Here is an 8663-nt window from a genome sequence, read left to right as displayed (position 1 = left end):
GCCCGGCGGCTGCGCCGACCAACCAGACCCCCAGCCAACCCGCCAACCCGCACACGCGTTCACCGCCATCACAGCCGGCAGCGGCCATACGTGCGGGATCAGAGCCGACAACACCGTCGAATGCTGGGGCGCCAACTGGGAAGGGCAGGCGGACGCCCCCGCGGGCGCCTTCACCGCCATCGCAGCCGGCACCGCCCATTCGTGTGGGATCAGGGCCGACAGCACCGCCGAATGCTGGGGCCGCAACGACGACGGGCAGGCGGACGCCCCCGAAGGCGCCTTCACCGCCATCACAGCCGGCTGGAATAATTCGTGCGGGATCAGAGCCGACAACACCGTCGAATGCTGGGGCCACGTCGCCTGGAACTGGCACCACTACGGGCAGGCGGACGCCCCCGCGGGCGCCTTCACCGCCATCGCAACCGGCGACTTCCATTCGTGTGGGATCAGGGCCGACAGCACCGTCGAATGCCGGGGCGACATCTCCATCGGTGTTACCGAAGAATCCATAAGCGCCGGGGAGGAGGGCAAACACGAAGGCGCCTTCGCGGGCGCCTTCACCGCCATCACAGCCAGCACCAACCATGTGTGTGGGATCAGGGCCGACAGCACCGTCGAATGCTGGGCCGCCAGCCCCACCAGGGCGCTGGATGCCCCCGCAGGCGCCTTCACCGCCATCGCAGCCGGCCGCTACCATACGTGCGGGATCAGAGCCGACAGCACCGTCGAATGCTGGGGCGGCAACGACGACGGGCAGGCGGACGCCCCCGCAGGCGCCTTCACCGCCATCGCAACCGGCGAGAGGCATTCGTGCGGGATCAGAGCCGACGGCACCGTCGAATGCTGGGGCGGCAACAACTCCGGGCGGCTGGACGCCCCCGCAGGCGCCTTCACCGCCATCGCGGCCGGCGGCGACCACTCCTGTGGGATCAGGGCCGACAGCACCGTCGAATGCTGGGGCGCCATCGGCGGTTTCTGGCCGGCGGACGCCTTCGCGGGCACCTTCACCGCCATTGCGGCGGCCGGCGGCGCCAGCTTGTGTGGGATCAGAGCCGACAGCACCGTCGAATGCCGGGGCCAAACGGGCGACGCCCCCGCAGGCGCGTTCACCGCCATCGCAGCCGGCCAGTCCCATATGTGTGGGATCAGGGCCGACAGCACCGTCGAATGCCGGGGCCAAAGGCGCGACGCCCCCGCAGGCGCCTTCACCGCCATCGCAGCCGGCAGCTACCACACGTGTGGGATCAGGGCCGACAGCACCGCCGAATGCTGGGGCTCCAACTGGGAAGGGCAGACGGACGCCCCCGCAGGCGCCTTCACCGCCATCGCAGCCGGCGGCCGGTATTCGTGTGGGATCAGGGCCGACAGCACCGTCGAATGCTGGGGCCGCAACGACTACGGGCAGGCGGACGCCCCCGCAGGCGCCTTCACCGCCATCGCAGCCGGCGGCGGCCATACGTGCGGGATCAGAGCCGACGGCACCGTCGAATGCTGGGGCGCCATCGACAGCGTCGCCCCCGCGGGCGCGTTCACCGCCATCGCAGCCGGCGGCGGCCATACGTGCGGGATCAGAGCCGACAGCACCGCCGAATGCTGGGACTGGACGACGAGCCTTCCCGCCGGCGTCTCCTGGGCGTCCTGGAGCTGATCCCGGTGGCCAAGCCCGATCCCGGTGGCGTGGAACGCATCCAGGGCCGATCAGCCCAGCGTGTAGGCCCTGGAGCTGATTCCGTCGGCCAAGGCCGATCCAAGTGGCCGTGGAGCTGATGCCGGCCGGTCCACGTCGGCCACCTGGCGAATTGAGCCCAAGGGCATCGGCGCCCGCAAGATTCACATAACCGGATCGGCAAGCAGTCCACCCGAAAGCCCGGTACAGCTAGCCGCAGAGAGCGGGGCGCCGGTACCGTCGGCGCGAGCGCGAGAGCTTCTAGGCCGGAGGAGGTCCGGAGCGGAGGCAGAAGATGGCCCAAGCCATAACCAGAGTGAGCACGCCGCCTCCGGTGCGGTCGGAGCCCAAGGTGAGGCTCCCGTGGCCGCTCAACATCTACCAGACCGCGGTGGGCAAGAAATGGGTGATGGGCCTCACCGGGATTGCCCTCTTGGGCTTCATCGTGGTCCATATGATCGGCAACCTTCACCTGTACGAAGGGCCGCTGGAGATCCACGAGTACGCCGAGACGCTGCGGGATCTGGGCACCAAACTCCTGCCCCGCACCTGGCTGCTGTGGATCATGCGCATCGGGTTGATCATCGCCTTCGCCCTGCACATCCACTCGGCCTACTCGTTGAGCCGAATGAGCATTGCCGCTGATCAGCGCTATCCCGGCGGGCGGAACTACATCGCGGCCAACTTCGCCTCCCGCACCATGCGCTGGACCGGACCCATCATCGGGCTGTACCTCTTCTACCACCTGGCCGATCTCACCTGGGGCTGGTTCAACCCCGACTTCGTGCGGGGCGACCCCTACCACAACGTGTCGGAGAGCCTGAGCAGCATCCCGGTGGCGATCCTGTACATCGTGGCCAACACCGCGCTGGCCGTTCACATCTTCCACGGCACCTGGAGCATGTTCCAGAGCCTGGGGGTGAACAGCCCCCGCTACAACCACCTGCGCCGCTATCTGGCCGCCGGGTTGGCCGGGATCATCCTGGTGGGCAACCTGAGCTTCCCCATCTTCGTGCAGGCCGGGGTGATCGACGACAACGGCCGCTCGATCGTGGAAGAGCTCCAACACGGCACCGCCGAGGGGGAGGAGCACTGATGCTCGGCTCGCTCGACGCCCGCATTCCGGCCGGATCGCTGGACAGCAAGTGGACCGACCACAAGTTCTCCATGCGGCTGGTGAACCCCAACAACAAGCGCCGCTTCGACATCATCGTGGTGGGCTCGGGCCTGGCCGGGGCATCGGCCGCCGCCTCACTGGGCGAGCTGGGCTACCGGGTCAAGGTGCTCACCTACCACGACTCCCCTCGCCGGGCCCACAGCATTGCCGCCCAAGGGGGCATCAACGCGGCCAAGAACTACCAGAACGACGGCGACAGCGTTTACCGGCTGTTCTACGACACCATCAAGGGGGGCGACTACCGGGCCCGCGAGGCCAACGTGTACCGCCTGGCCGAGGTGTCGGTGGACATCATCGACCAGGCCACCGCCCAGGGCGTGCCCTTTGCCCGCGAGTACGGCGGGCTGCTCGACAACCGCTCCTTCGGCGGGGCCCAGGTGTCGCGCACGTTCTACGCCCGGGGCCAAACCGGCCAACAGCTCCTCCTGGGGGCGTATTCAGCGCTGATGCGCCAGGTGGCGGCTGGCACGGTGGAGCTGCACACTCGCTCGGAGATGCTGGAGCTGGTGATGCACGACGGCCGGGCGGTGGGTGTGGTGACCCGCGACCTCATCACCGGCGAGATCGTCTCGCACTCGGCTCATGCCGTGGTGCTGGCCACCGGCGGCTACGGAAACGTGTACTTCCTGTCGACCAACGCCAAGATGTGCAACGTGACCGCGGCGTGGCGGGCCCACCGCCAGGGGGCGCTGTTCGCCAACCCGTGCTACACCCAAATCCACCCCACCTGCATCCCGGCCAGCGACGACTTCCAGTCGAAGCTGACCCTGATGTCGGAATCGCTGCGAAACGACGGGCGCATCTGGGTGCCCCTGGCCCACGACGACGGTCGGGCGCCCGACCAGATCCCCGATGCCGACCGGGACTACTTCTTGGAGCGCAAGTACCCGGCCTTCGGCAACCTCGTGCCCCGCGATGTGGCCTCCCGCAACGCCAAGGGTGTGGTGGACGAGGGCCGGGGCGTGGGACCGCTGCGCAATGGCGTCTACCTGGACTTCTCCGGTGCCATGGCCCGCGACGGCGAGGAGGTGATCCGGGCCAAGTACGGGAACCTGTTCGACATGTACGAGCGCATCACCGGCGAGGATCCCTACCGGGTGCCCATGCGCATCTACCCGGCCACCCACTACACCATGGGCGGGCTGTGGGTGGACTACGAGCTGATGAGCAACGTGCCCGGCCTGTTCGTGATGGGCGAGGCCAACTTCAGCGACCACGGGGCCAACCGGCTGGGCGCCTCGGCGCTCATGCAGGGTTTGGCCGACGGCTACTTCATCCTGCCCTACACCATCGGCAACTACCTGTCGGACTTCTTGGGCGACCCGGCGCTGGGCACCTCTGAGCCAGCGTTCGCCGCCGCCGAGCAGGCGGTGGCCGACGAGATGAACCGCTGGCTGTCGACCGGCGGCACCCGCTCGGTGGACCACTACCACCGGGAGCTGGGCAAACTGGTGTGGGACTACATCGGCATGGCCCGCAACAAGACCGGCTTGGAGAAGGCCCTGTCGGAGATCCCCGCCCTGCGCGAGGAGTACCACCGCAACGTGCGGGTGCTGGGCTCGGCCGACACCCTCAACCAGTCGCTGGAGAAGGCCGGCCGGGTGGCCGACCTGTTCGAGCTGGCCGAGCTCATGGCCCGAGACGCCCTGACTCGAGAAGAGTCCTGCGGAGGCCACTTCCGGGAGGAGCACCAGACCGAAGAGGGCGAGGCCATGCGGGACGATGAGAATTTCACCCACGTGGCCGCCTGGGAGTGGAACGGCGAGGGAACCCCCCAAACCCGCCACCGGGAGGAGTTGGAGTTTGAGAACGTGGAGCTGACCCAGAGGAGCTACAAATGAGCACCGAGATCAACCTCACGCTCAAGGTGTGGCGCCAGCCCGGACCGCTGACCGAGGGCCGCTTCGTGACCTATGAGGCCAGCGGCATCAGCACCGACGCCTCGTTCCTGGAGATGCTCGACATCGTCAACGAGCGGCTCATCGAAATGGGCGACGAGCCCATCGTGTTCGAGTCCGACTGCCGAGAGGGCATCTGCGGCACCTGCGGGCTGATGATCAACGGCCAGGCCCACGGCCCCCAGAAGGGCACAGCCACCTGCCAGCTCCACATGCGCAGCTTCAGCGACGGCGACCACATCGTGATCGAGCCGTGGCGGGCCACTTCGTTCCCCGTACTGCGGGACTTGGCGGTGGACCGCCGGGCCATGGACGCCATCATCGGCGCTGGCGGCTACATCTCGGTGAACACCGGCGCCGCCCCCGACGCCAACCTCACCCCCGTGCCCAAGGAGACGGCCGACACCGCCTTCGACGCCGCGGCTTGCATCGGCTGCGGGGCCTGCGTGGCCGCCTGTCCCAACAGCGCGGCCCAACTGTTCACCGCGGCCAAGGTGCAGCATCTGAACCTGCTCCCCCAGGGCCAGGCCCAGCGGTGGGCCCGCACCGAGGCCATGGTGGAGACCATGGAGGAGTTCTTCGGCTCCTGTACCAACCACGGCGAGTGCGAAGAGGCCTGCCCCAAGGAGATCCCCATCGACTTCATCGCCTGGACCAACCGCGACTACATCAAGGCCAAGGTCAAGAATCGCAAACTGGCCGGCTAGGGGTCCGTCTGCAAAGCGGTAGCCTCGCGGCTTGATGTGGGGTCGCGCCAACGAAACTGTCCGCCATGCGGTGCGGGGGGTGCTGATGGGAGCGGCCGACGTGGTGCCCGGGGTGTCGGGGGGCACAGTTGCCCTGCTGCTGGGGATCTATGAACGGCTGATCGACACCGTGCGGGCCGGAGCCGGTGTGGTGGGCGCCTTGCTGCGGGGGAACTGGCGAGGCGCGTGGGAACGTCTGCGGAGATTTGACTGGTGGTTCGCCGTGCCGCTGGTGGCGGGAATCGTGGTCGCCGTCGCGGCCCTGGCATCGGTGATCGACGAGCTTTTGGTCGACGAGCCCGAAGCGATGGCCGGGCTGTTCTTCGGCCTAGTGGCGGCGTCGGTGGTGGTGGCCTGGAACATGGTGGACAAGCCCGGTGCGGGATTGGCGGTGACGGCACTGGCCGTGGGTGGGCTGTTCTTCTGGTTGCTGGGACTCCAGTCGGGGCCGGTGGCCGACCAGACGGAGATCGCCCTATTCGGCTCAGGAATCGTGGCGGTGTGCGCGATGTTGCTGCCCGGCATCTCCGGGTCGTTCATCCTGTTGATGCTGGGGGTGTACCCGGCGGCGATCGCCGCGGTGGACGATTGGGTTTGGGCTGACCTGGCCGCGTTGGCCGCAGGAGCAGTACTGGGATTGGCCCTGTTCTCACACCTGATCGACCGGTTGCTCCACCGCTGGCACGACCCCACCCTGGCGGTGATGGTGGGGCTGCTGCTGGGCTCGCTACGGGTGCTGTGGCCGTGGCCCGCCGGAGTGGGCGTGATCAGCCGCCATGCCGATGAGACCATCGACGGCACCGGCCTAGGCTGGGCCCCTGCTACCGACCTGTGGCTCCCCGTCATCCTGGCCTTAGCCGCCGCCTCCCTGGTCCTCGTTCTATCCCGCCTAACCCGCGCCAACGCCTAATCACCGCAGAATGCAGCGCTTCTGTCGTTTTGAGCGATCCGGCAGCCGTTGGCTAATCGCTGGTGTGGGGTTGGTCGGGCTCATTGCCGTCTTGAAGGCTGGATGACGTTGAATTCGCAGTTGGGTCCCGGAGCATTCGCCATTCTGGCGTCGGCGGTCAGAAGGGGGCAGTCGAGCATCTCGGCGAGTGCCGCATAGGCGGCGTCGTAGGGCGTGAGATTGGCGCGAAGTTCGTAGGCGCGAGACATGAGCGGCAGAGTGGGATAGCGGACAACATCCAGTGCGGTCAGGTTCGCGATGGCTTCTCGCATGTTCTCATCGCTCAAGTGTCCCTTTTGCCACCACTTGCGGAGCACAGACACGACTTCCACGTTTATGAGATCAGGGGCGGCAAGGTCGGGATCTGCCAGCAGAGCGGCCCGCGCCTGGTCGCCATCGGACGTGTTGTCGGCTAGGGCGTTCACCGCCACCGACGCGTCCACCACCATCATCGCTTTTGGCGCTCCTCGGCCAGATATTCGGCAGCTTCGGCGAGGCCGATCCGCCCACCACTCTGCTGGTTGGCCCGTTCCAGCACCTCTTGAACTGATGGCCGTTCGGCGAGCCGTTGCAACTCAGCCGCCAAGAACTGTTGGAGCGATTTCCCCTCGCGGGCGGCGCGCTGCTGGAGCAGCACATGCACCTCATCGGGCAGGTTGCGAACCAGCACATTCACCATGCTTGCATTATGCTATCGCCAGGAAGCCGCATGCAACAGGGCAGGCTGAGATTCGAGGTCGTTGCCTCAACTTGGTCTTAGCAGGGAATTCTGTTCAGACCAGGCGGAATCCGTGTGAGTAGCGACCAAGGTGCGCTCGAGGCGGGTGCGCTGGGCGGTGTCGGGATGGTCGACGGGGAGGGGGGCGGAGGCAATCTCGGTGCCGTCGGTCGGGCCGTTGGTCCATTCCCGGTCCCACCAGGCGGGCAGGCCTTCCCAGTGGAAGCGACGACCTCGGCCGTCCAGCTCGATTACCTCGTCGCCCACCAGCACTTGGCCGTGGACCACGTCCATCGACCCGGCCTCAGCCTCCCACTCCAGTTCCAGGCCGTAGGGAACCCGGTCGCCCCAGCCCAGCCCGAACACCTCTTCGGGATCGTCGAGGGCCACCGCGAACGCCTCCAAGTCCACGGTGAAGTGCTCGTCGGGGATCTGCTCGATGAACTCGGTCCACAGTCCGGGGGCTCGCAGTTCCAAGGTGGACGGCCGGGGCAGCGGGGCGTCGGTCTCCACCAGATACACCGGCAGTCGGTCGGGACCGACCAGCGCCGACCAGAACCAACTCCTCCCCAGATTGGGCCACAGCGTGAGCTGCGCGTAGCCCCCTAGCGAGCCGTCGGGCGCGGCAAAATCGCCGTACCACGATTCGGCCCACAGTCGGTGTGTCGGTGCTGCTGCCATGAGGGACACTCAGTACCGTAGAGGTTTGGTGCTGGAGTACTTGAGCGACGAGTGGATCCAAGAGGCTGACGCTGCGCTGGCGGCATCGGGGCTGCGCGCTCCGGATGGCGAGCGATTCGCAGTGGAACAGCGGGTAGGCGAAGTGGTGTTCCACATGGTGTTCGACAGCAACGGCGCCCGTGTCCGCACCGGAGCGGCCACCGATCCGGCGGTGGTTTTCTGCCAGAGCCGGAACACTGCGGTGGCCATTGCCCAAGGGGATCTGTCGGCTGAGGAGGCTGTTTTGAACGGCGAAGTCTCCTTTGAGGGCAACCCCATGGCCCTGTTATCCCACCGTCGACTGCTGACCAGGGCCGAAGACGTGTTCGCCGACGTGCGGGTCCGCACCGTGTGGGACTCATGACCGGCGCAGAGCCACTATCACATCTATCTCAACCAACATGTCGGGCTTTGGAAGCCCGGTTTGCACCGTCGTTCGAGCCGGGTACGGCTGCTCGAAGAACTCGGCAAAGACTGTGTTCATCTCGGTGAAGTTCGCCATGTCGGTCAGGTAGACACCAACCCGCACGGCATCTCGCAGTGTCGCGCCGCTCGCCTGCGCGACAGCTTCCAGATTTCGCAGTGTTTGCCTTGTCTGGCTGGCAATGTCCTCACCCGCAAGCGTGCCCGTTGCGTCGTATGGCCCCTGCCCGGACAAGAACGCGAACCCCTGCGAGATCATCCCGGCCGAGTAGGGGCCCGCAGCTTCTGGCACCTCAGTGCTTGCCACAGCTTGTCGCCTAGTCATCATCAATCCTTTCGTGCCGGCCCTCGATTCGGCCGACCTAT

10 protein-coding genes are annotated in these 8663 nt (G+C 66.9%); 6 read left to right on the top strand and 4 right to left on the bottom strand.

Features of this window, described 5'->3' with window-relative positions:
* The 5 genes from OXG30_15645 to OXG30_15625 form a co-directional block, all read left to right on the top strand.
* The coding region (locus OXG30_15645) for a hypothetical protein (protein MCY4136322.1) at window positions 1-1648 on the top strand (1648 nt) is incomplete at its 5' end.
* Window positions 1649-1961: 313 nt separating this feature from the next.
* Window positions 1962-2762 carry a succinate dehydrogenase cytochrome b subunit gene (locus OXG30_15640; protein MCY4136321.1) on the top strand — a complete coding sequence of 267 codons (801 nt, stop codon included), beginning with the start codon at window positions 1962-1964 and terminating at the stop codon, window positions 2760-2762.
* Window positions 2762-4684 carry a fumarate reductase/succinate dehydrogenase flavoprotein subunit gene (locus OXG30_15635; GenBank protein MCY4136320.1) on the top strand — a complete coding sequence of 641 codons (1923 nt, stop codon included), beginning with the start codon at window positions 2762-2764 and terminating at the stop codon, window positions 4682-4684. Before OXG30_15640 ends, OXG30_15635 begins: the two co-directional genes overlap by 1 nt.
* Window positions 4681-5448, top strand: a complete 768-nt coding sequence (locus tag OXG30_15630; GenBank protein ID MCY4136319.1) for a succinate dehydrogenase/fumarate reductase iron-sulfur subunit — start codon at window positions 4681-4683, stop codon at window positions 5446-5448. The genes OXG30_15635 and OXG30_15630 overlap by 4 nt, the downstream gene beginning before the upstream one ends.
* 34 nt (window positions 5449-5482) lie before the next feature.
* Window positions 5483-6397, top strand: a complete 915-nt coding sequence (locus tag OXG30_15625) for a DUF368 domain-containing protein (GenBank protein MCY4136318.1) — start codon at window positions 5483-5485, stop codon at window positions 6395-6397.
* Window positions 6398-6477: 80 nt separating this feature from the next.
* On the opposite strand, the gene OXG30_15620 is transcribed toward OXG30_15625, so the two are convergent.
* The 3 genes from OXG30_15620 to OXG30_15610 all read right to left on the bottom strand — a co-directional run bounded on the left by OXG30_15620 (window position 6478) and on the right by OXG30_15610 (window position 7835).
* On the bottom strand, window positions 6478-6888 hold the full coding sequence (locus tag OXG30_15620; protein ID MCY4136317.1) for a type II toxin-antitoxin system VapC family toxin: 411 nt from the start codon (window positions 6886-6888) through the stop codon (window positions 6478-6480).
* A complete protein-coding gene (locus OXG30_15615) occupies window positions 6885-7115 on the bottom strand; it encodes a hypothetical protein (protein MCY4136316.1) in 231 nt (76 codons plus the stop codon). Before OXG30_15615 ends, OXG30_15620 begins: the two co-directional genes overlap by 4 nt.
* 66 nt (window positions 7116-7181) lie before the next feature.
* Window positions 7182-7835 (bottom strand): hypothetical protein, encoded by a 654-nt coding sequence (locus OXG30_15610; protein MCY4136315.1) that lies wholly within the window; start codon window positions 7833-7835, stop codon window positions 7182-7184.
* A 28-nt stretch (window positions 7836-7863) separates the two neighbouring features.
* Here OXG30_15610 and OXG30_15605 point away from each other — a divergent pair, with 28 nt between their 5' ends.
* Window positions 7864-8238, top strand: coding sequence for an SCP2 sterol-binding domain-containing protein (locus OXG30_15605; protein ID MCY4136314.1), 375 nt, complete (start codon window positions 7864-7866; stop codon window positions 8236-8238).
* On the opposite strand, the gene OXG30_15600 is transcribed toward OXG30_15605, so the two are convergent.
* Window positions 8233-8622, bottom strand: coding sequence for a RidA family protein (locus OXG30_15600; GenBank protein MCY4136313.1), 390 nt, complete (start codon window positions 8620-8622; stop codon window positions 8233-8235). The two genes, OXG30_15605 and OXG30_15600, sit on opposite strands and share 6 nt — an antisense overlap.
* Between the last annotated feature and the right edge of the window lie 41 nt (window positions 8623-8663).

Source organism: bacterium, from assembly GCA_026708015.1.
Classification (GTDB): Bacteria; Actinomycetota; Acidimicrobiia; order Acidimicrobiales; family Bin134; genus Poriferisocius.
This window is presented reverse-complemented; position numbering and strand designations above follow the sequence as displayed.

Excerpts from the sequence above, each read along its gene's own strand:
- OXG30_15640 (MCY4136321.1), top strand. The coding sequence starts at position 1,962 with ATGGCCCAAGCCATAACCAGAGTGAGCACGCCGCCTCCGGTGCGGTCG.
- OXG30_15635 (MCY4136320.1), top strand. The coding sequence starts at position 2,762 with ATGCTCGGCTCGCTCGACGCCCGCATTCCGGCCGGATCGCTGGACAGC.
- OXG30_15630 (MCY4136319.1), top strand. The coding sequence starts at position 4,681 with ATGAGCACCGAGATCAACCTCACGCTCAAGGTGTGGCGCCAGCCCGGA.
- OXG30_15625 (MCY4136318.1), top strand. The coding sequence starts at position 5,483 with ATGTGGGGTCGCGCCAACGAAACTGTCCGCCATGCGGTGCGGGGGGTG.
- OXG30_15620 (MCY4136317.1), bottom strand. The coding sequence starts at position 6,888 with ATGATGGTGGTGGACGCGTCGGTGGCGGTGAACGCCCTAGCCGACAAC.
- OXG30_15615 (MCY4136316.1), bottom strand. The coding sequence starts at position 7,115 with ATGGTGAATGTGCTGGTTCGCAACCTGCCCGATGAGGTGCATGTGCTG.
- OXG30_15610 (MCY4136315.1), bottom strand. The coding sequence starts at position 7,835 with ATGGCAGCAGCACCGACACACCGACTGTGGGCCGAATCGTGGTACGGC.
- OXG30_15600 (MCY4136313.1), bottom strand. The coding sequence starts at position 8,622 with ATGACTAGGCGACAAGCTGTGGCAAGCACTGAGGTGCCAGAAGCTGCG.